This is a genomic window from Rhodanobacter ginsengisoli, from assembly GCF_042657065.1.
Taxonomy (GTDB): Bacteria; Pseudomonadota; Gammaproteobacteria; order Xanthomonadales; family Rhodanobacteraceae; genus Rhodanobacter; species Rhodanobacter ginsengisoli.
In genome coordinates this window covers 235,800-255,607 of the sequence record NZ_JBHSNF010000002.1, presented here as the reverse complement: position 1 = coordinate 255,607, position 19,808 = coordinate 235,800, and the positions used below count along the sequence as shown (strand labels likewise).

The 19,808-nt window shown below is 64.8% G+C and carries 20 protein-coding genes and 1 tRNA gene; 10 read left to right on the top strand and 11 right to left on the bottom strand.

Features of this window, described 5'->3' with window-relative positions; translation table 11 throughout:
* Positions 1–120: 120 nt before the first annotated feature.
* Together ACFPPA_RS10395 and ompR are read right to left on the bottom strand one after the other, a co-directional pair.
* A complete protein-coding gene (locus ACFPPA_RS10395) occupies positions 121–1,437 on the bottom strand; it encodes an ATP-binding protein (protein WP_377319697.1) in 1,317 nt (438 codons plus the stop codon).
* Positions 1,434–2,150: an osmolarity response regulator transcription factor OmpR gene (gene ompR, locus ACFPPA_RS10390; RefSeq protein ID WP_377319696.1), complete on the bottom strand. Its 717-nt coding sequence runs from the start codon at positions 2,148–2,150 to the stop codon at positions 1,434–1,436. The genes ACFPPA_RS10395 and ompR overlap by 4 nt, the downstream gene beginning before the upstream one ends.
* Before the next feature lie 208 nt (positions 2,151–2,358).
* Between ompR and ACFPPA_RS10385 the strand changes: the two genes are divergently transcribed.
* The 7 genes from ACFPPA_RS10385 to ACFPPA_RS10355 all read left to right on the top strand — a co-directional run bounded on the left by ACFPPA_RS10385 (position 2,359) and on the right by ACFPPA_RS10355 (position 7,795).
* Entirely contained in the window at positions 2,359–3,006 is a 648-nt protein-coding gene (locus ACFPPA_RS10385; RefSeq protein WP_377319695.1) for a hypothetical protein, read from the top strand.
* Between the two features lie 110 nt (positions 3,007–3,116).
* Positions 3,117–3,554: an EF-hand domain-containing protein gene (locus tag ACFPPA_RS10380; RefSeq protein WP_377319694.1), complete on the top strand. Its 438-nt coding sequence runs from the start codon at positions 3,117–3,119 to the stop codon at positions 3,552–3,554.
* Positions 3,554–4,369, top strand: coding sequence for a sterol desaturase family protein (locus tag ACFPPA_RS10375; protein WP_377319693.1), 816 nt, complete (start codon positions 3,554–3,556; stop codon positions 4,367–4,369). Before ACFPPA_RS10380 ends, ACFPPA_RS10375 begins: the two co-directional genes overlap by 1 nt.
* The gene (locus ACFPPA_RS10370; protein ID WP_377319692.1) at positions 4,369–5,322 is read left to right on the top strand and encodes an alpha/beta hydrolase; all 954 of its coding nucleotides are present in this window, start codon (positions 4,369–4,371) and stop codon (positions 5,320–5,322) included. Before ACFPPA_RS10375 ends, ACFPPA_RS10370 begins: the two co-directional genes overlap by 1 nt.
* A 164-nt stretch (positions 5,323–5,486) precedes the next feature.
* Positions 5,487–5,687 (top strand): hypothetical protein, encoded by a 201-nt coding sequence (locus ACFPPA_RS10365; protein ID WP_377319691.1) that lies wholly within the window; start codon positions 5,487–5,489, stop codon positions 5,685–5,687.
* 526 nt (positions 5,688–6,213) lie between these two features.
* Entirely contained in the window at positions 6,214–7,407 is a 1,194-nt protein-coding gene (locus ACFPPA_RS10360) for a hypothetical protein (protein WP_377319690.1), read from the top strand.
* Complete coding sequence (locus tag ACFPPA_RS10355) at positions 7,394–7,795, top strand: hypothetical protein (protein ID WP_377319689.1); 402 nt, start codon at positions 7,394–7,396, stop codon at positions 7,793–7,795. The genes ACFPPA_RS10360 and ACFPPA_RS10355 overlap by 14 nt, the downstream gene beginning before the upstream one ends.
* Positions 7,796–7,879: 84 nt before the next feature.
* Here the strand turns inward: ACFPPA_RS10355 and ACFPPA_RS10350 are convergent, their stop codons facing one another.
* From ACFPPA_RS10350 to rnd, 7 genes are all read right to left on the bottom strand, one after another.
* Positions 7,880–8,491 (bottom strand): hypothetical protein, encoded by a 612-nt coding sequence (locus ACFPPA_RS10350; RefSeq protein ID WP_377319688.1) that lies wholly within the window; start codon positions 8,489–8,491, stop codon positions 7,880–7,882.
* A gap of 187 nt (positions 8,492–8,678) precedes the next feature.
* Entirely contained in the window at positions 8,679–9,176 is a 498-nt protein-coding gene (locus ACFPPA_RS10345) for a hypothetical protein (RefSeq protein WP_377319687.1), read from the bottom strand.
* Positions 9,177–9,282: 106 nt separating this feature from the next.
* On the bottom strand, positions 9,283–9,504 hold the full coding sequence (locus ACFPPA_RS10340) for a helix-turn-helix transcriptional regulator (RefSeq protein WP_377319686.1): 222 nt from the start codon (positions 9,502–9,504) through the stop codon (positions 9,283–9,285).
* A gap of 103 nt (positions 9,505–9,607) precedes the next feature.
* Positions 9,608–10,156 (bottom strand): hypothetical protein, encoded by a 549-nt coding sequence (locus tag ACFPPA_RS10335; protein WP_377319685.1) that lies wholly within the window; start codon positions 10,154–10,156, stop codon positions 9,608–9,610.
* A 90-nt stretch (positions 10,157–10,246) separates the two neighbouring features.
* The gene (locus ACFPPA_RS10330; protein WP_377319684.1) at positions 10,247–11,476 is read right to left on the bottom strand and encodes a tyrosine-type recombinase/integrase; all 1,230 of its coding nucleotides are present in this window, start codon (positions 11,474–11,476) and stop codon (positions 10,247–10,249) included.
* Positions 11,477–11,637: 161 nt separating this feature from the next.
* Positions 11,638–11,713, bottom strand: a tRNA-Ala gene (locus ACFPPA_RS10325).
* Between the two features lie 59 nt (positions 11,714–11,772).
* On the bottom strand, positions 11,773–12,888 hold the full coding sequence (gene rnd / locus ACFPPA_RS10320) for a ribonuclease D (RefSeq protein ID WP_377319683.1): 1,116 nt from the start codon (positions 12,886–12,888) through the stop codon (positions 11,773–11,775).
* Positions 12,889–12,987: 99 nt separating this feature from the next.
* Here rnd and ACFPPA_RS10315 point away from each other — a divergent pair, with 99 nt between their 5' ends.
* On the top strand, positions 12,988–14,925 hold the full coding sequence (locus ACFPPA_RS10315; RefSeq protein ID WP_377319682.1) for an SUMF1/EgtB/PvdO family nonheme iron enzyme: 1,938 nt from the start codon (positions 12,988–12,990) through the stop codon (positions 14,923–14,925).
* A gap of 9 nt (positions 14,926–14,934) precedes the next feature.
* Here the strand turns inward: ACFPPA_RS10315 and ACFPPA_RS10310 are convergent, their stop codons facing one another.
* Together ACFPPA_RS10310 and ACFPPA_RS10305 are read right to left on the bottom strand one after the other, a co-directional pair.
* Positions 14,935–15,615 carry a response regulator gene (locus ACFPPA_RS10310; RefSeq protein ID WP_377319681.1) on the bottom strand — a complete coding sequence of 227 codons (681 nt, stop codon included), beginning with the start codon at positions 15,613–15,615 and terminating at the stop codon, positions 14,935–14,937.
* A complete protein-coding gene (locus ACFPPA_RS10305; protein ID WP_377319680.1) occupies positions 15,612–17,912 on the bottom strand; it encodes a PAS domain S-box protein in 2,301 nt (766 codons plus the stop codon). Before ACFPPA_RS10305 ends, ACFPPA_RS10310 begins: the two co-directional genes overlap by 4 nt.
* 310 nt (positions 17,913–18,222) lie before the next feature.
* On the opposite strand from ACFPPA_RS10305, the gene ACFPPA_RS10300 reads away from it, so the two are divergent.
* Together ACFPPA_RS10300 and ACFPPA_RS10295 are read left to right on the top strand one after the other, a co-directional pair.
* A complete protein-coding gene (locus ACFPPA_RS10300) occupies positions 18,223–18,711 on the top strand; it encodes a c-type cytochrome (RefSeq protein ID WP_377319679.1) in 489 nt (162 codons plus the stop codon).
* A gap of 55 nt (positions 18,712–18,766) precedes the next feature.
* Positions 18,767–19,798, top strand: a complete 1,032-nt coding sequence (locus ACFPPA_RS10295; protein ID WP_377319678.1) for a DmsE family decaheme c-type cytochrome — start codon at positions 18,767–18,769, stop codon at positions 19,796–19,798.
* Positions 19,799–19,808: the final 10 nt, after the last annotated feature.

The window sequence follows — 19,808 nt, the reverse complement described above, 5'->3', positions numbered from 1 at the left end:
TCAATCGGCCGCATGCGAGGGCAGTCATCCGGTCGTAACGGGGACGCCAGCCTGGCGTGCGTCTTGCCGGCGCACTTTGCCAGCAGGTCCGGACCGCGATGACCGCACCATGCGCCGCCTTCAGTGAACGCCGGGGCGGTCGGGCAGCCGGATGGTGGCCTGGAAACCGCCGTCCGCGGCGTTGCGCAGTTCCAGCACGCCGCCGTGCGATTGCGCGGCGCGCATCACGATGCTCAGGCCCAGGCCACTGCCGATGGTGTTGCTGCGCGCCGGATCGCCGCGCAGGAACGGCTGGCCGAGCCGGTCGAGCAGGCTGGTCGCCACCCCGGGGCCATGATCGCCGACGCCGATGGCATGCGAGGTTTCGTCGGAGCCGAGGATGACCTTGAACGGCGCGGCACCATGGCGCTCGGCGTTGTCCATCAGGTTGCCGATAGCCCGTCGCAACAGCGTCGGCCGCACCCGCACCGGCAGCAGCGGCGGCCCGTCGAGTTCCCAGTCGTCCGGATACTGGCGTAGCGCCAGCAACTGGCCGACCAGGGTGACGAGGTCGATCTCGCGCAGCGCCTCGTCGCTGCCGTCGCGCACGAAGGCCAGGCACTGCTCCAGCGCGCTGTCGAGTTGCTGCAGGTCGTCGACCATCGCCTCGCGCCGCTGCGGGTCGCCGGCATCGCCCAGCTCCAGCGCCAGCCGCAGCCGCGCCAGCGGCGTGCGCAGGTCGTGCGAGATACCGGCCAGCATCAGTTCGCGCTCGCGCGCGGCGCCACGCAGCTGTTTGCCGGCCGCGCCGATCGCGTCGGCCAGGTGGTGCACCTCGCGTGGACTGCCGCGCAGGGTGTCGCCGATCGGGTGGCCGGCGAGCAGGGCATTGGCCTTCGCCGCGAGGCCCTCCAGCGGGCGCGTCAGCCGGCGTGCCGCCACGGCCGCGACGGCCAGCGCGATCAGGCCCGCGATCAGGGCGGCGAGCAGGGTCGAACCGAGCACCTCGCGGCGATAGTTCAGCGCGTGCAGCACGATCCAGTGCCCCGGGTGGCTGCTGCTGCGCACCCAGACTTGCGACTCCGACCGTTGCCCCGGCGTCCGGGGGCTGCGCGTGACCACCACGCGCGACGGATCGCCCAGCATGCGACCGGTGATCTGGCCGACGTCCTCGACGATCGGCGCCACCCGTCGGGGCGCCTCGGGCGGGGCAGCGGCGACATCCGGGCGGATGCCCAGTTCGCGCAGCTGACGCAGGACCTGCTGCGACGCCGGATCGCTGCGACCGGACAGCTCGTCGGTAGCGATGGCCGCGGCTGCCACCAGGCGGCCGTAGGTCTCGCCGGTCACCTGCCGGCCGGCGCGGATCGAGAGCGCGGCGGCCAGTCCGAGTGCCAGGGTCAGGGCCAGCACCAGCAGGCCCAGCAGCAGCGAGAAGGTGGTCGGCGCGCGCTTCACGCACGGTCTCCCTCGGGCACGAAGACATAGCCTTCGCCCCATACCGTCTGCAGCCAGCGCGGCTGGCGCGGATCGTCCTCGAGGCAGCGGCGCAGCCGCGACACCATCACGTCGATGCTGCGGTCGAACGCCTCGTGATCGCGACCGCGGGCCAGCGCAATCAGGCGTTCGCGGGAGAGCGTCTCGAACGGGTGGGTGACCAGGGCCGCCAGCACCGAGAACTCGCCGCTGGTCAGCTTGATCGTGGTGCCATCATCGAGCAGCTGGCGGGTCGCCGGTTCGAACGTGAAGCGACCGAACTGCACCGGACCCTGCTCGGCCTGCGGGGCACCGGCGGGCGGGCGCGGCCGGCGCCGCATCACCGCGCGGATCCGTGCGACCAGTTCGCGCGGATTGCATGGCTTGGCCAGGTAGTCGTCGGCGCCGAGCTCCAGGCCCACGATGCGATCCACCTCGTCGCCCTTGGCGGTGAGCATGATCACCGGCGTCTCGATACCGTCGGCGCGCAGCGAGCGACACAGTTCCAGTCCGTCCGCGTCGGGCAGCATCAGGTCGAGCACGATCAGGTCGACATGGTGCGCAGCCAGTTCACGGCGCATCGCCGCTGCATGGGCGGCGCCGCGCACGCTGAAACCCTGCTGGGCCAGATAGCGCTCGAGCAGGTCGCGCAGGCGCAGGTCGTCGTCGACGACGAGGATGTGGGTCGATTCCATGGCGCGACTATGTCCTGCATCCGGGATGCCGACAAGACCGCCGCGGCGCCATTTGCAAGCAAATGTGTCTGCACGTGGCGATGGCAACATCCGCTCACATGCGGGCGCATCCGGACACACCTCGAGGCGAGGATTTCGGGACAGTGGCTTCGCGTCGTCAGGCATCCATCCGGCGACCCATCCACTTCAACCCGAGCAGGAGTTCGTCATGACCATTGCATCCAGCGTTCGCGTCGCTTCACTCGCGGTCCTCTGCGTTGCCGCCCTCGGCGTGGCACATCCGGCGCAAGCCCGCGTCCACGGTTTTCGCGCCCGGCACGACGGCCAGCAGGTCGGCCATGTCGGCGGCACCTTCGCCAATGGCCAGGGCGGCCTGGTCCACGCCCGCGGCACGCGGGCATCCGGCCCGAATGGCCGTGCGGCGCACGGGGCGTATACCTCGGTGAATCCGGACGGCAGCGTGCAGCATCGGGGCGGCACCGAGGTCAGCGGCGTCAACGGCGGCAGCTTCAGCGGCCGCAACAGCTATACGCGCAATGCGGACGGTTCGGCCAGCAGCAGCCACAGTGCCCATGGCACGACCGCCGGCGGCGGAGCGGTGAGCAGCAACGGCAGTTATGCGCGCAGTGCCGACGGCAGCGTGAGCGGCAGCAGCCAGACCAGCGCCAGCGGCGTGAAGGGTAGCTACGACGCGGCGACCAGCACCGCGGACGGCACCACCCACCACACCACCACCATCAGCAACGCCAGCGGCGAGACCTACAACGGCCAGACCACCTTCACCAGGGGGCAGGGCGTGAGCCACAGCGGCAGCTGCACGGATGCCGGCGGCAACGCGATTCCCTGCGGCCATTGACGGCGCCGGCGACTGCAGCGGATGACCGCCACGGCATGCGCTGCGGCGCCGATCCCGCTTGAAACGATCCCACGCCACGGGCCGGCGCCCACCCATCGAGAGGCCATGCCATGCGTTCCCTTGTTGTCACCCTTGCCTTGTTCGCTTTCGCCTCGTCCGCGTCGGCCCGCATGGGGCAGCGCGATCCGGTCGAGCTGTTTGCCCAGGCCGATACCAACCATGACGGCGTGATCAGCCGGTCGGAGTTTCGTGCCGCGCGGGCGGCACGCTTCGACAGACTCGACCGCAACCACGACGGTTACATGACCGATGCGGACATGCCGCGTTTCGTGCGCTCGAATGCCGACAGGATGCAGAAGTTCCACGCGGCATGGCAGATGGCCGACGACGACCACGACGGCAGGGTCAGTCGTGACGAGTTCATCGCCGCCGGCAGCCGCATGTTCGACATGGTCGACGGCAATCGCGACGGGGTCGTCGACCAGGCCGAATTGCAGCAGGCCGCGGAACGCCTGCGCGCGCTGGCCGAAGGCAAGGAGGGCCGCTGATGGAGCGCTTGGGTCGCTCGCCGGTGTTCCTGTTGCTGATGCTGGCCCTGGTGCTGCTGGAATGGCTGTGGCGCCGGCGCGTCGCCCGGCTGGGCTACGACGGCCGCGGCGCCTGGGCGTCGGTGGCCATCGGCATCGGCAACATCCTCAGTGGCGTGCTCGGCGCACTGGTGCTCGGCGGCCTCTTTCTCGCGGTGAGCCGGCTGGCACCGGTGCACTGGCCGATCCGCGACTGGCGCGTCTGGGCAGTCGGCTTCGTCGCGGTGGAATTCGCCTATTACTGGTTCCACCGCAGCAGCCACACGGTGCGCTGGATTTGGGCCACGCACGCGGTGCACCACACGCCGGAGCAGATGACCCTGCTGTCGGCCGTGCGCCTGGGCTGGACCAACCTGTTCTCGTTCGGCTGGGTGTTCTACCTGCCGCTGCTGCTGGCGGGCTTCGATCCGCGGATGGTGTTCGCGCTGCTGGCGTTCGACCTGCACTACCAGTTCTTCCTGCACACCGAGGCGATCGGCCGGCTCGGCCCGCTGGAGTGGGTGCTGAACACGCCGGCGCACCATCGCGTGCACCATGCCTCCAACCCGGACTATCTGGACTGCAACTACGGTGGCGTGCTGATCGTGTTCGACCGGCTGTTCGGCACGCTGCGCATCGAGCAGGCGGGGCAGCCGATCCGTTACGGCCTGGCCCATCCGCTGGGTTCGCTGAATCCGCTGAAGATCGTGTTCGGCGAATGGCTGCGGTTGTTTCACGACCTGCGGTCAGCCGCGAACCTGACTCGTGCGTTGAGGATCATTTTCGGGAGACCATGATGGAAAGCCACCGCAACCTCATCGCCTGCTGCATCGCATGGCTGTGCCTCGCCCTGGTCTCGCCGGCATCGTTCGCGCAGACCGGCCGGTGGCGCGGGGAGTCCGGCGAGGCCGCCAGCCTGCCGTCCGGCACTCGCGTGGTGCGCGACGTGGCCTACGGCAGCGATCCGCGCCAGCGTTTCGATGTCTATGCGCCCGCGCATGCGGACCGTGCGCCGGTGATCCTGCTGGTGCATGGCGGTGGCTGGCGACGCGGCGACAAGGCGATGCCCGGCGTGATCAAGAACAAGATCGCCCGCTGGGTACCGCGGGGCTTCATCGTGATCTCGACCGACTACCGCATGCGGCCCGATACCGCGCCGCTGCAGCAGGCCCGGGACGTGGCGCGCGCACTGGCGCTGGCGCAGGGCCGGGCGGTGGAGTGGGGCGGCGATGCGAACCGCTTCGTGCTGATGGGGCATTCCGCCGGCGCGCATCTGGTCGCGTTGCTGAGCGCCGAGCCCGCGCTGGCCCGGGCGCAGGGTGCCCGGCCCTGGCTGGGCACGGTGTCGCTGGACAGCGGCAGCCTGGACGTGGTGCAGACCATGCGGGGCCGCCATTTTCCCCTGTTCGACCAGGCCTTCGGTGCCGATCCGGCCGACTGGCTGGCGGCGTCGCCGCTCCAGCAGATGCGCGGACAGATCGTGCCCTTGCTGGCAGTGTGCTCCAGTCGCCGGCGCGACTCCTGCCCGCAGGCCGACGCGTTCGTGGCCAGGGCGAGGTCGTTCGGCAGCCGTGCCAGCGTGCTGCGGGAAGATCTCTCGCATGGCGAAATCAACCGGCAGTTGGGCCTGCCCTCGGACTACACCAGCCGGGTCGAGACCTTCCTGGGCAGCCTCGACCCGGCCGTGGCGCGCCTGCTCGACGAGCGCACGCAGCGACTGGCGGCACTGCCGGTGGTGATCGGCCGCTGACCGTTCGCGGCAATCTGCCGGGAGACCGCCGACCGCAGGATCGGCACGCCAGGGCATGGATGCACTGGCGCGGCCGGCCCCTGCGAGTGAGCGGCCCATCGCTCGATCGAACGGGCGGTGCAAGGTAGGATCGGCTTATTCGGGCCCATGCCGTCGAGGTTGTCGTGAGCGCATCGACCCTGCTCTGGGGCGTCCTGTTCGGTTCGATCGGGCTGGGCTTTTTTCTCTACGGCAAGAAACAGCAGGCGATCGTGCCGCTGGTGTGCGGCGTCGCGCTGATGGTCTTTCCCTATTTCGTGTCGGGCACGGCCTGGCTGGTCGTCATCGGCATGACGCTGATGGCGATACCGTATTTCGCGAAATGACGGCGGCACGCGGCGGGCATGATCGCTTGCAGGGCTGACCGCGATGCGCCATCGGCATCCAAAAAAAAGCCGGGCCGATGCGTCTGCAAGGGCCGGCGGCTTTGATTGTTGTCGCTGGATCCTGCTGGATGTTCCCGTGGTGGGCGGATGTCCCTATAACATTGGTTGTGATGCGTTGCTATGTAACGATTTCGGTGAATTAGATTTTCAGGTTACCCCCAAAGTTACCCCCAACATGCTGCGACGCTGGCGCGTGCGTAGCGGGCATTTTAGGGATATGCATGGCGGCCCCGGGCAGACTGCAAGCGGGGCTGATGAGGCTCGCCAAAGGCAATTATCAATGTTGTCGATCGGCCGACTTCGGCCAGAAGGGAGACGCCCCTTTGTCAATATCCCCATATGGCAACACCATGGTCGCAGTCTGCGCGATGTCTATGGTCGATGCTCTAGACTCGTGGGGCCAGACAACGCCGCGACTCATCTGCTATACAGCCAAGATGACCACCTCGGTAGCTGAGGGGATACCGTGACTGACCAGCCTACCCACATCGAAGATGGACAGACACGACCCGACAGTGAAGGGGCGTTTCTGTGCGCGCGCTTCGCGGGCGGCCGCTTTAACGCACACGCAATCCCCTTCGACGTACTGCCTGATCTAGCGGCTTACCGCAGCCTCCTTATTGAGGTTGCGAAGATGCTGTTCAAACGGCGGCATAACAACCGCGTGCGCGTTCCAAAGGGATTCGAGGATTCGTTTCAGATTGGACTGGCGCGCGTTGAAGGTGGTCAGAGTGCCGTAGTTACCGGCGTTCGACTTCCCCCGCACCAGACTGCCCCGCAGGGTGATCTCGGCTTTCCTGCCTACGAGGAGTTCCAGGAAGCCAAGGCGTATGTAGATGACCTTATTCGCCGTGTGCAAGCAACGGGTGAAGTTCCCACTGACTTTCCACCTGAGTTGGCAGGATGTTTCAATCCTTTCGGGCAAAACCTCCAGCCAGACGAGTTCATAGAACTGGGCTATGACACGCCGAAACCGGTTCGCTATGACACGCTCATACGCAAACAGATCGTTCTATCGAGGGAGAAGACCTACGAGAACGCGGTCAATGCCGTATTCACACTCAACGGCGGTGTCTCGGATGCTGGAACGGTTCACGTCCTCGACGACACGGGTACACGGTTTGATTTTCGTCCGCTGTCGGAGTTTGAGTTTCAAAAGGCATACGCGCGAACGACAAAGCGTGTGCGGTTGATCGGGACTGGCCTCTACGACAAATCCGAGCGACTGCGCCGCCTTGTCGATGTGAGCATTGTTTATAACGACGACGAACCCCGCCAGCCATTTGACGAACGCCTCGATGAAATCGCACGGGCCGAAGAAGGGTGGTATGAACCCGGTAACCCCGCGCCGACGCACGCGGCTGTTGAGGCTATGCGGAACTTTGTAAGGCTTGCTGTGCTGGAAGTCGGTGCGCACGCTCCCTATCTCTATCCACTACCAGACGGCGGCATCGGAGCGGAGTGGACGATTGGCACATGGGAGGCCAGCGCAAACATTGCGCCAGACGGCTCGACCGTCTCGCTCCACGCGATCAATACGGGCTCAATGAAGGAACTCCGGGACGAACTAAAGACGGACGCCATCGATCTAGCAGCACGTTTCAGTATGTCATGGGACGTGCTTACCACCGACACGGGGGACGGTGATGCCGGTAGCTAACGCCTACAAACTAGCCGTGTCAGATGAGCTTCTGATGCGGCAGGTGCACCCCAACAACATGATTCAGGAAGGTCGACTGTGGTCGGGCGCGTTCACACCGACGAAAGCTGATGCCGGTCTGTTGTCGGCCGACCGCGATTCGATCATGTCACCGAAGGAAGCTTATGAGCGTTACCTGAGGGCGAAGGCACTGATGCAAGCTGGTGGCACTTGGGGTGTAAGCGTCAGCGAACTCGCTGTAATCGGCCTTACATGCTACAGCGACCCGGTGACCGGCAATGATGCCCATGCGATTGTGGACTTCGCTGAAAAAGGGGCGGAAAAGGAAAAAGGATTGGGCAAACTCGCGTACTCAAAGGCGAGCACACGAGGCCGGCTCTACCCCTAGCGACTTGCATACCTCACCCCATGTCGGCTGCGTAGGCGGGCGAGGTTTTTTGCGCAAGCCTAAATCCATAGCCAGAACGGCCTTTTATTCGTACCGCTGCAGTCGTCCGATTAGACCCAGCAGGTAGCCGTTTTCCCGGTCGGCCAGCTCGGCATCACGCTCGGCATAGCGTTCAAAGGTGCGCCAGTGCATCCGCTTGGGCTTCCACGGCTCGCCGAACAGGTCGCTGATGGTGTCGCCCAGCTTGCGGCGGATCGCCCAGCGCTGCGCGATGATGCGGTCGCTGCCGCTCACGCGTTGGCTGGCGTAGCTGGGCAGTGGGCGGATCGCGGTGCGGCTGCAGAATTGTTCGATGCTGCCGAACTTGTACAGCTTCAGCACGCGCCGCCCGGTGTAGGGGCAATGCATGTACCAACGCCGGCCGCCGTAGTGCAGCGGCAGCGATGACAGGCGGATAGTGCAGATGACGTCTTTCGACTCGCCGTCGTGCTTGATGGTATAGGACAGTCGCAGTTCGCCATCCTCAGCGCGCAAGCTGGCGCTGTAGCCGATGCCGGCCACTTGCTTGCCATCGCGGTTCCATTGCCAGCCTCCTGACGATGTAGCGCCAGCCTGCAGCGCTCCTGCCTTAAACAGGCTGCCCAGGTTCAACGACAACGCGGATTCGATATGCGGGTGCCAGCCGTAGTTACTCATGCGTCACCTGTACGCAGTGGCCGTAGTTGCCGAAAAGGGCGCGGGCAGGGCGGGAGCGCTTGAAGGCCTTTAAACCATGACAATACATAACACCCTCCATTGGTAATATATAAAGGTGCACGCCGGTCGTGTCAGTGAGTGCAAGAAAGCCGCTCTGACTGCCACGCCGATCGTGTCAGTGGAACCCTTATTGACACGCCTGCCGTGTCGCGCTGTCACGCGTGCCGTGTCGGTCTGACACGCTGGCCGTGTTGGACGTTGAGTTTTTCCGATCCCGCTTCGGCATCGGAGGTTGTGGCTTATTCCACAGCCCAGATGCAACGCCCGTTGCAGGTACGTCCAGCTTGTTGCGGCATTCGTCGATGGCAATCCACGTCAGCGCGAATAGGCTGCAATGGTTCAAGCCGCCTTGCCGGGTTTTTTCGATCATGCCGAAGTGCAACAGCTCGGCCAGTGCACGGCCCAGCGTATCGCGCGAGCGCCAGCCACGCGGTTGCATCAGCCGCCATGCGGCGGACAGGTCGCCATTGTTGGCACCGCGAAACTGCAAGCCCACGTCGTTTAAAAGCATGCGAGCGTGCGGAGACAGGGCTCGATAGTTTGGCGATTCCATCACGGCATGCGGCAGCTTGAAGTAGCCACCACCTTCGGCGCGTCCGGTCGTCTTGCGTCGTGACAGGCTCATGGCATGCCTGCCTGCCTGCGCGAAGCGGGCGCGGGCACATCGGGCGAGGGTGGGGGTAGGGGCCTTGCTTGCGTGGTCATCTCGACGACAGTCAGGCAGCGACCGTTCATGCCGCGTCTACCTTGTCGGCATCGCCTGCAACGACTTGTTGAAACGCGGCGAGGTCGGCGCGGTGATAGCGCACCATTCTTGCGCCGATCTTGCGGTAGTGGGGGCCTTTGCGCAGTGCGCGCCAGTTCCGCAGGGTGCGGACGGCGGTGGACAGGATCGCGGCGGCTTGGTGTTCGTCGACGAGCTCGCCAGGAGAGGGCAGGGTATTGATAGGCATTGCAGCATCCTCAGTGATGCCCCCGGATGTTGCGGGGCGTGCTGGGGATCTTCGCTGCATGGTGCGCTGCCGCTGCCCGTCAACTAGCACAATGGCCAGTGTGCTAGTTGGCTGGGGTTTCCTTTGTCCTTGCCTCCTTTTCCCAAGCGGTGCACCAGCCGCAGATGACTTTGGAGCTAGTCAGTACTGGCCAGCGTCGCATGGTCTCAGTGGCAAATTGTTCGTTTGTACGCAGCTGCTTATGCTGTCCGGCGCGGCGCGTTTGCCATAGCTTGAGCGCTTCGGCCTTTGCGGCTTGCTTAACATCGCTGGCCAGCTTCTTCGTGGCTCCGCGAGATTTTTTGGCGATCATGCGTCGAAGGAACTCAGACAACAGTTCAATTAAGGTATTTGAATTGACAGCTTCATACTCTAAGCGCTTTTGCAAATACCATTGTTCCGCAAATCGCCGCGCAAGATGTTCTTGGTCTGCTCGTTGTGCCCATTCATAGACCCTTTGCCGCTGCCGAGCTAGTCGACCAAAATATCTCTCCTGGTTTGCTTTGACTTCGGCGCCTTGGTCTTCAGATGCGGAACAAGGGTTGTATCTAAAGCGTACTTCTTTTCCTCGCTCTCCGAGGAGACGTTTCAGCCCGCCGTATACATTCGCCATCCTCACACCTCCTTGCCCTTCAACGGGTCGCCACTGGAGCCGGTGAAGGTGTCCCGCGTTCGACTTGCCGTGCCGGCCGTAGCGATTCGACTACGCCCTGCGCTTGATCGCCACCACCTTGCCGGGAGCCACGCGCAAGCCGTCCAGATACTCGGCCCAAGCATCCATCATCTTGCGGCGCTGGGGCAGGAACGAGGTGCGGTTGTAGGCGCGTCCGTTGGCATCCTTCACGGCGTGCGCAAGCTGGTGCTCGATGATGTCCACGCGAAAGCCCAGCACTTCATCAAGGATGGTGCGGGCGATGGCGCGGAAGCCGTGGGCGGTCATGATGTCTTTACCGTAACCCATGCGGCGCAGCGCTGCATTCACGGCCATATTGCTTAGCGGGCGCTTGTTGGTGCGTGCGCCGGGGAACACATAGCGTCCGGCGCCGGTCAGCGGGTACAGATCGCGCAGGATCGCCACGGCTTGCGGCGCCAGCGGGACAAGGAGCGGCAGGCGCAGCTTCATCCGCTCGGCGGGAATGTTCCACTCGCCGGCATCAAGGTCGATTTCCGCCCATGCCGCCTCACGCAGTTCGCCCGGTCGGGTGAATACCAGCGGCGACAGTTTCAGGATCGCGGCCAGCACGTAGGAGCCGGTGAAGGCGTCGATCGCCCGCAGCAGCTCGCCTACTTTTTCCGGTTCGGTGATGCTGGCGTAGTGCTGCGGCTTCCACGGGGTCAACGCGCCGCGCAGGTCGCGTGTCACGTCGCCTTTGGCGCGGCCGGTGGCAACGGCGTAGCGGAACACCTGGCCGCAATTCTGGTGCACGCGGTGAGCGGTTTCCACGGCGTTGCGCGACTCGACGCGGCGCAGCACGGCCAGCACGTCCGGTGCCTCAAGCGCGGCGATGTTCTTGCTGCCGATCCATGGGAACACGTCGCGCTCAAGCCGGCGGATAACCTTGTCGGCATGGCTGGATGCCCACTTGGGCGCATGCCTTGCAAACCATTCGCGCGCCACGGCCTCGAACGTATCGACGTTGGCGGCATGGGTGGCCTTGCGCTGGTCGCCGGGGTCGATACCGTCTGCCAGCAGCTTGCGGGCTTCGTCGCGGCGGTCGCGCGCCTTGCGCAGGCTCACGTCGGGGTAGGTGCCCAGCGATAGCGCGTTTTCCTTGCGCGTGTCGGGGCGCCGATATTTCCAGCGCCACCACTTTGCGCCGTTCGGCTGCACCAGCAGAAACAGGCCGCCACCATCGGCCAGCTTGTACGGCTTGGCTTGCGGCTTGGCGTTGGCGACGGCGGACGGGGAGAGCGGGTCAACACGCTTCGGCATGGGGGTAACACCCAGCGCGCCAAGCTGGCGCCCCCCAAAGCTACCCCCAAACTTGGGTGACAACAAGGGAAGCCGGGAGAGCCTTCCGGTACGTCAGGCAAAGAAAAACCGCGCCGTAGCGCGGTTTCCGGGGTATTGCGTGACACTGATGAATCATTCCGTGGTGGAGCGGATGGGGATCGAACCCACGACCTCCACGATGCGAACGTGGCGCTCTCCCAGCTGAGCTACCGCCCCACGGAAGCTGCGGATGTTAGCAGCGCGCGGGGTGATTCGCCAAGCGCCATTGCGACGAATCAACCAGGGAGCAGGGCGGTGAGGCGTTCATGCAGCACCTCGTGGCGCCAACCTTCCAGCAGATCCGGCCATTCGGCGGTGACGACGTACTCCTCCAGCGCCTTGCGCGGGCACAGCAGGCCCGGTGGCAGGTCAAGCTCGACGGCCAGGGCATCGACCACCTGTTTCATCGCGCCGAGCGCCTTCTTCGCTTCGCCCTGCGGGTGGGCGGGAATATGCGCCGTGGCCGCGATTTCCTCGGCACTGACCGCCGTGGCAAGCAACTCGAACAGCTCGTTGCGTTGGGCCGAGCGCAACGCACGCTGGCCGCGACTGCGCTGTTCCAGATGGCTCAGCGTGGTCGGCGGTTGTTGCGCCAGGCTCATCGCCAGGGTGTCGTCGAGCAGCCAGGGACGCGGCACGTCGAGCCGGCGCGCACTGCGGTCGCGCCACAGCAGCAGGCGGCGCAGCAGGGCCTGCTGCGATGCGTGCCAGTCGGCGGCGCCACGCATCGCGCGTTGCGGTTGCGGCTCGCCGTCGCGGCGACTGGCGCGGCGCTTGAGCCGGGCGCAGTCCTCGGCGTGCCAGTCGCTGCGATCCCGCTGCTGCAGCCGCCGGACGAGTTGCTCGTGGATGGTTTTCAGATACACCACGTCCAGTGCGGCGTAGCTGCATTGCGCGGTGGTGAGCGGGCGCTGCAGCCAGTCCGAACGGGTTTCGCCCTTGTCCAGCTCCACCCCGGTCAGTTCGGCGACAAGCGCGCGATAGCTCATGCCCAGTCCCATGCCGGCAAAGGCGGCTGCGATCTGGGTATCGAACAGGATGTGCGGACCTTCCGGCAGCAGCGGGGCGAGGGTTTCCAGATCCTCGCTGGCGCTGTGCATCACGGTGATCGCAGGGCCGTTGCCCAGCAGCGGCTGCAGCGCATCGCCGATGCCGAACGCGAGCGGATCGATCAGTGCGTGACGACCGTCCCAGCCCAGCTGCAACAATGCCAGTTGCGGGTAGAACGTGTTGCGACGCATGAACTCTGTATCCAGTCCCACTGCCGCGTCGGCCGGTATCCCGGCCAGCCATGCCTGCAGCGCATCGGGATGATCGATCCAGTCGGCTGCAGTCGTTTCGGGCAATGACATGGGGTTTCCTTTGAAGGTGCCGGGGTGGATTGCCCTGTGGGCGGTTTGTGCCTATGGTGAGCAGCGCACGATAACAGGCCGCACCAAGGACGCCCATCTATGCCAAGCAACGCAACCCTGCGCCGTCAGCGCGCTCTTGGCGGGGCGCTGGGGGTGATCGTGCTGGGGCTGTCACTGACGTATCACTTTTTTCCGCGGGTGTTTCATGTCGATACGACCCGGCTACCCCGTCGTTCGATGACGCTGGGTACCGTGATGCCGGCCAGCGGGTTGCAGCCGGAACGCGCATCGGCGATCAATGAACTCAATGCCGGGCCTCCGCTCACCCTGGCGCCGACCGCGGTGATCGTGGCGCGCGGCAACCTGCACGCGAACCTGCCTGAACAGAAGACCGTGGATACGCCGGCAGTGCAGGCCATGCTGGCACGCGCGGTGAAGGCGCTGCGTGCCGGCAAGCTGGTGGGCGACGAAAACAGCGCGGCGGCGCTTTTCATGCAGGCACTGAAGGAGCAGCCGGACAGTCGCCGCGCCCTGCAGGGCTTGTTCGACGTACGTGCCCGGCTGGTCGCGGAGATCGACCAGGATATCGCGGTCGGTGATGTCGACGCGGCCACCGACCTGCTCGATGCACTGCGCACGCTGCCGAATGCCGGCAAGGAAGTGGCGCAGCTGGAACAGAATCTGAAGACCCTGGCCAGGGTGCGGCCGATGCTGGCACAGGCCGCCGCGCTGCTGCAGCAGGGCAAGGCGGACCAGCCGCCAGGTGGCAGTGCGCTGGACCTGTATCGCGAGGTGCAGCAGCTCGATCCGCAGAATGCGGTGGCCGAGCAGGGTATTTTCCAGGTTCAGCGGGCCGTGCTTGATCGCGCCCTCGCCGCCGTGGCACAGAACGACTTTGCCGGTGCGGACCGGGAGCTGGCGATCGCCCAGGCGATCCGCCCTGGCTCGCAGCAGATGCATGACGTGCACCAGCGTGTCGATGACATGCGCCAGCAGCGCGCGAACGGCCTGCTGGCGCAGGCGCACTCGGCGCTGGATGCCGGCAATCTCGCGCTCGCCCGGAAGCTGGCCGGGCAGGCCCGCACGATCGATCCCGCCCTGGCGGCGCTGGCGGAATTCGACGAGCAGCTGACCAACGCGCGCCTGTACGCGAGTTACAAGCCCGGCCAGGTGTTCACCGATCGCTACGTGGATTTGCCGGGCAAGACCCCGGCGATGGTGGTGATCCCCACCGGCAATTTCCTGATGGGCACCACCGCCGACGACCCCGATCACATCGATGCCGAGATGCCGCAGCATGCCGTCACCCTGGACAAGGGCTTCGCGATGGCACGGACCGAGATCACGGTGGGCCAGTTCCGCGAGTTCGTGCGTGCCAGCAACTACGTGCCCGATTCGGTCAAGCTCGGTGGCGCCAGCGTCTACGACGAACGCGGCGGTGCGATGCATGACGATACGGACGCGACCTGGGAAGACGACTATGCCGGTCACCACGCCGACGACAACCTGCCGGTGGTGAACATTTCCTGGAACGACGCCGCCGCGTATGCCGCATGGCTGAGCCAGCGCACCGGCAAGACCTACCGGTTGCCGAGCGAGGCCGAATTCGAGTACGCGCTGCGCGGGGGCACCACCAGCCGCTACTGGTGGGGTGACGGGGTCCCCACGCGCAAGGTGGAAAACCTCACCGGCTCAGGCGATCGCTCGCGCAGCGGGCGACATTGGAGCAATTCGTTCCGCGGCTACCACGATGGCTACTGGGGGCCGGCTCCGGTGATGAGTTTTGCGGCCAATCCGTTTGGCCTGTACGACATCAACGGCAATGTCTCCGAGTGGGTCGCCGACTGCTGGCACGACAACTACATCCGTGCACCGAACGATGGCAGCGCCTGGCTCAACCCGGGCTGTCGCGCCCACGTCCTGCGTGGCGGTTCCTGGGGCAGCTCGCCGGACCAGGTGAGCTCGGCCTACCGGCAAGGCGCCATCAGTGACGTGCGCAGCGGTCGGGTCGGTTTCCGCGTGGTGCGCGAGCTGTAGGGCAGGCCGCTAGATCGTCGAGGAATGCTGCATCCGGAGGTTGTCCGGCTCCTCGTCCAGCAACTCATGGTTGAGGGCGTAGCGCACCAGGTCGGCCTGGTTGGTCATCCCCATTTTGTCGAACAGGTGCGACTTGTGCGTGCTGACGGTCTTGATGCTCAACGAGAATTCCTGGGCGATCGCGGTCAGGCTGATGCCACGGGCGAGCCGGCTGAAGACCTCGAATTCGCGATTGGACAGCAGCGTATGCGGCGGGGCGTTCTGCGGTCTGGAAATGTCGCTGGCGAGCAGTTCGGCGACCTTGCTGCTGACATAGACGCCGCCCGAGGCCACCTTGCGTATGGCCGACAGCAGGAGGTCGCCATCGAATTCCTTGGTGAGGTAGCCGGAGGCACCCGCTCGCAACGCGCGCACTGCGTACTGTTCTTCCTGGTGCATGCTGAAGATGAGTATCGGCATTTGCGGTTGCGCCTCCTTGACCAGTTTGATCAGTTCCAGCCCGTTGCGTCCGGGCATCGACAGGTCGAGGATGAGCATGTCCCAGTGGCGATCGCGAACCTTCTCGAGCAATATCCAGCCATCGCAGGCTTCGCCGGCGAATTCCAGGTCCGGCGTGTCGTCGAGAATTTTCTTCAGACCGTTGCGGATCACCCCATGGTCATCGGCAACGAGTACCTGCACCTTGGTCATGTCTCATCTCCCACCGGCATCGGAACGTTGAAGGGGACCCGCACTTCGATCGTGGTGCCTTGCCCGGGTTTGCTCATGATCGTGAACTTGCCGTCGACGGCCGTGGCGCGTTCGCGCATGCTGACCAGTCCGATGCCCCTGCCGTTGTCGTCGTGCACGAAACCCTTGCCCGAATCGCGCACGCGCAGGACCAGTTCGTCGCCGTCCCGGACGAAGCTGACCTCCAGCTGATCCGCGTTCGCGTGACGCGCGATATTCGTCAATGCTTCCTGCACGATCCTGAAGAGAGCCGTCGCCAGCGCGTCTTCCCTGACGAGTCCGGCGGCCGGCAGGTGGCACACGGCCTGGAGGTTGCCTCGTTTGGTAAGTTCCCCCACCTGCCAGCACACGGCTTCTTCCAGGTCGAGATCGTCCAGGATGCGTGGCCTCAGTTCGGTCGAGATGCGACGAACGGAGACAATCGTGCTGTCCAGCATCTCGCGCATTCCGTCCAGCACGCCGGGGTCCGGCTGTCGGCCCTCCCGGAGACGTCCACTGAGCCAGGTCAATTCCAGCTTGAGTCCGGTCAGCTGCTGACCCAGTTCGTCATGCAACTCACGGGAAATCCGCGTGCGCTCTTCCTCGCGCACGGATTGCAGCGATATCGACAACTGGCGCAGCTCGGAGTTGACCCTGCGAAGATCGGCATCCTTGCGCTGGCGTTCGGTGACGTCGCGCAGGACGGCGGTGAACTGCGGCTTGCCGTTGATCACCGTTTGCGAGATGGCCGATTCCAGCGGGAACTCGCGACCGTCGGCACGAAGCCCGAGGATCTCCATCTGCATGCCCATGCCGCGCGAAGGCACGCTCGAATTCATGAACGACTGCACATGTCCGGCGTGGGCACCGCGTCGCGGCAACGGCATCAGGCTGGTCAGTGGCTTGCCGATGACGTCGGTGGCAGACACACCGAACATGTGTTCCGCAGCCAGGTTGAACATGACGATGTTCTGCGCCTGATCCACAGAGACGATCGCATCCATGACCGAGTCGATGGTGAGGCGATAGCGATCGTCCGCTTCCTGCAGGGCGGAGTTGAGCGACGCCTCGCGCCGCAGTTCGATCGCCAGCAGGGCCGCCGCCACGAGGATGAAGAACGACACCAGCGCACTGCCGACCACGACCGTGACGGCGGCCTCTCGCCAGGCCGACAAGGTTTCGGCATCGTTGTTGGTGACGCTTACCAGGAACGGGAAATTCTTGACGTAACCCAGGGCGAATACCCGTCGGCTGTCATCGGCGTTCCTGTGGCTGACTTGCCGCAGGTCTTCGTTCGTCGAATCAAGGCGAACACCTCGCAGTTCGGGTGCCGGCTTGCCGATGTCTCCTTCACGATGGGGCAGGCTGGCAATCAGGGTGCCATCGTTCATGTAGAGCCCGATCGGTCGCAGGAAGTCCTGCTCCATGTAGCCATAGAATTGTTCGAAGTGATCGAGGTCGACGGCGGCGACCACGATGCCGCGAAACCTGCCGTCCGCATCGGCGATGCGGCGGGCGAGATGGAGTTGCCAGTGGCCGCCGGCCTGAGTCTTCGCAGGGCGGCCGATGAAGAGCCCGGTTTCCCGACCCTCGGAAAGAAGCCTGAAGTAGTCCTTGTCGGCCACCGATCCGCGCGGCTCCGTCCCGGGGGCGGATGAATTGGTGACGAGGCCGTTTGCATCGACGACGAATATCTCGGCCAGTTGCGGCGATCCGGCGATCCGGGTGCTGAGCAGCAGCCGAACCAGCGGGCTGTCCAGGCCGAGCTGGATTCCGTACGGCGTCTGCAATCGATCCTGGACGCCTCGAAGGGCGAGGTCGGCGTTGTGGAACGACTGCTCGGTCTGCTCCATGAGCAGCCGCGCGAGGCTGCTGCTTTCCTGATGCGCACGGGTCAGGTCGCGAGCGCGCAGATTGAACAGGAACGAGGTCACCAGCATGGCCAGGGCGATGATCGTGAGCGCAGCCAGCAGATAGATCGATCGGGCCGGGCGGAATTTTCTGGGCATGCTCGGATTCTCGAACGCGGCCCGGCTCGGGTGCGAAGAAGGGGCGTGTGGCGATGTCTTGGTTGCAGAACGATCGGGCAGTTCGTCCTGTCCGCGGTCCGCGACGGAATCCCCGCTACGGGCGACCGTGAATGCGGGCGGGCGCGGAGATCGACGGCATGACGCCCTGTCTTTTGTACGCACAAATTTCCCCTCTCCAGGATATGTGCCAGCCCCTGCGTCGACGCTCAGGTTACTCAGGTCGCCGCGGTGCCAGTTGATGCAGATCAACCAGAAGCTCTCGAGATGGGCAGGATTGCCGGCTCACGGGCGGCCGGACCGGCTCCGGGCGGGTTTCGACGGAGCGCCGACCCCGGACGTGTCCGAGTCCGGATGGCATCGATGCGACGGTGTGCCGCGCGACGGGAGCGTTGCGCGGCGGGGACGACGCCGGCTCGAATCGTTTTTCACCGGCCGGTCCATGGAGCGACCTGATCCCTCGCGCGGCCTGGGCGTGTCGAGCGCGGGCGGCGGGGCACTCCGGCTGCCGACATGGGCCGTGCGGCGATCATTTTCTCCCATCGGCCATAGGACAAATCCTATGGCAATTTTCATCCCCCCTCCGATGGTTGGCCGCATGGGCCACGACGATAATTTGCTCATGCCTCTGGTGTGCTTCGAGCGATGCCACAGGCCGTTACTCGGGAAAATCATCCATCAAGGTGAGACAGAAATGATGAATATCTCTCGCTCCGCGCTGGCAATCATCGTCACAGGCATCGCCATCGTCGCGTTTCTTCCCGCCTCCCGCGCCGCCGACATGGATGCGGCCAAGACGCTGGCGAGGGCCAACAACTGTTTCAAGTGTCACGCCATCTCGCGCGACAAGGACGGCCCCGGCTGGAAAAAAGTTGCGGACAAGTACAAGGGCAATCCGGACGCCGAGGCAAAGCTGATCCATCACCTGACCTCGGGCGAGATGGTCAAGCTCGCCGATGGCAGCCAGGTGCACCACGAGATCATCAAGACGGATCCGGCAAACGACACGGCGCAAATCAAGAATCTGGTCGACTGGATCCTTTCGTTGTAGGCGTCTCCAGCTGAGCTTGGTTACCCCATCGATAAAGCAGGAAGGGACCTGATAAATGCATCTCACAAAGAAATTCATCCTGGGGGCGGCCCTGATCCTGGCCAGCTGGGTTGTTCCAGCCCTGGCGGCCAATCCTCCCATCCAGCTGCCCGACCTGGGTTCGAACCAGGCGGCCATGCATCAGTCGACCGCTGAAACAGCCAGGCTGGCACTGGCTGATGACGCCAAATGCACCCGGTGTCATGACGAGAATGAAGCGAAGCCGATTCTGTCGATCTACCAGACACCTCATGGCGTCAAGGGTGATGCGCGGACACCGACGTGCCAGTCGTGCCATGGCACCAGCGAGAAGCATCTGGCCGGAAACAAGACGGGAAAGGGGATCCCGCCGCCGGATGTGATGTTCAACAAGCATGACTATCCGCAATCCGGAGCGGACGAGCGCGCCGGCCAGTGTCTGACCTGCCACAAGGGAACACAGCGCACGCATTGGGACGGCAGCGAACATCAGGTCAACGGCGTCGCCTGCAACGACTGCCACAAGGTGCACAGCGCCGTCGATCCGGTGCGCAACAAGCTGACCCAGCCGGAGGTCTGCACGACCTGCCACAAGGAGCGTCGCGCCGACATCCACAAGATCTCGCACCACCCGATCGGCGAAGGCAAGGTCGCGTGCTCCGATTGCCACAATCCGCACGGTTCGACCGGGCCGCATCTGCTGAAGAAGGCCACGGTGACCGAGACCTGCACTACGTGCCACGCGGAGAAACGCGGCCCCTTCCTGTGGGAGCACCAGCCGGTGGTCGAGGACTGCACGAACTGCCATACGCCGCATGGCTCGAACATTCCGCCGCTGCTGAAATCCCGTCCGCCGTTCCTGTGCGACGAGTGCCACGACGGCCCGCACAACAGTCAGGCGCCCTATGGCGCAGGCGTTGCCGGCCTGCAATCGACCATGGCGGGTTTCGCGACCAGCGGCGGTCGTGCGCCCAACCCCAGCTCAAGCGCAGCCGGACGGTCATGCCTCAACTGCCACGTGATGGTTCATGGCTCGAACAGTCCGGCTGGCGCCTTCCTGCATCGTTAACTACTAGGGA